Here is a 1,003-nt window from a genome sequence, read left to right as displayed (position 1 = left end):
GGGTCAACTTGTAATCAAAGCAAGTGCCTGGCTCCACCGTGCGATCGGTGATCGATAGCGGCTTGCCGCCAATCTGCTCGACCTGATCCTTGGTCATGCCGGCTTCGACCTTGGCGACCAGCGGTTGGTCCCGGTAGATATGCGATTCCGTGTTACAGCCACCTGTCGCCGCCAGCACGGCGATCAGCGCGCATAGAGGCTTGTTCATGGCAATGCTCTCTAGTGAACTTTCGTTCGCGTGATGGTTTTTGCTTTCACTTCTTCAGCATAGCCCGCCAGCCGCTCTTCATCGCCCTGGAACAAGGAGCACAGCCTGAGCGTCGCCTCTGCGTCCACATCATTGCCGGCCAGACGCAACTGCTCTGCGATGCGCAAAAGCTCTACCGCCGACCACCTCAGATCCGACGCCACACCTTGCAGGTCGCGCCGTAGTTGCTGTTCATATTCGTTAAGCCACATGATGACCTCCTGCAATTCCCCGCTACGAAATAGTAATCCCATTTACCTCGATGGAGCGTTATGTTCGTCTGATCCAAAGAGAGTCGAAATCATGCAACAACCTGCCTACCAACTGCTGGAAGTCGCCAACGGCAAGCCGATCAAACTCTGGACCGAAGGCGTACCGGTCGAAAGCGAAGCCCGGCAGCAACTGATCAATACCGCGAAGATGCCGTTCATCTTCAAGCACCTGGCGGTGATGCCGGACGTGCACCTGGGCAAAGGTTCCACCATCGGCAGCGTGATCCCCACCGTGGGCGCGATCATTCCGGCGGCCGTGGGCGTGGACATCGGCTGCGGCGTGATCGCCGCGCGCACCTCGCTGACCGCTGCCGACTTGCCGGACAACCTGCATGGTCTGCGCACTGCCATTGAAAAGGCCGTGCCCCATGGCCGCACGTTGAGCCATGGCCGCCGTGACGAAGGCGCCTGGGAACGCGTTCCACAGCAGGCCGATCAGGCTTGGGCGGCGCTGAACCCTCGGTTCAAGGCGATCACCGACAAG

3 protein-coding genes are annotated in these 1,003 nt (G+C 59.6%); 1 reads left to right on the top strand and 2 read right to left on the bottom strand.

The features are described from left to right. Together bamE and AC1DLB_RS30900 are read right to left on the bottom strand one after the other, a co-directional pair. On the bottom strand, positions 1-208 hold a 208-nt coding region (gene bamE, locus AC1DLB_RS30905), incomplete at its 3' end, for an outer membrane protein assembly factor BamE domain-containing protein (protein ID WP_477786393.1). Between the two features lie 11 nt (positions 209-219). Next, the gene (locus AC1DLB_RS30900; protein WP_018927986.1) at positions 220-459 is read right to left on the bottom strand and encodes a hypothetical protein; all 240 of its coding nucleotides are present in this window, start codon (positions 457-459) and stop codon (positions 220-222) included. Positions 460-550: 91 nt separating this feature from the next. Between AC1DLB_RS30900 and AC1DLB_RS30895 the strand changes: the two genes are divergently transcribed. Continuing rightward, a partial coding sequence (locus AC1DLB_RS30895) for an RtcB family protein (RefSeq protein ID WP_477786392.1) occupies positions 551-1,003 on the top strand: 453 nt, incomplete at its 3' end.

The organism is Pseudomonas sp. 05N434, assembly GCF_056396965.1.
The sequence above is the reverse complement of the archived record's forward strand: the minus strand, read 5'-3'. Positions and strand labels throughout refer to the sequence as shown.

Bases quoted from the DNA above. Each gene is read 5' to 3' on its own strand.
- AC1DLB_RS30900 (WP_018927986.1), bottom strand. From the start codon at position 459: ATGTGGCTTAACGAATATGAACAGCAACTACGGCGCGACCTGCAAGGT.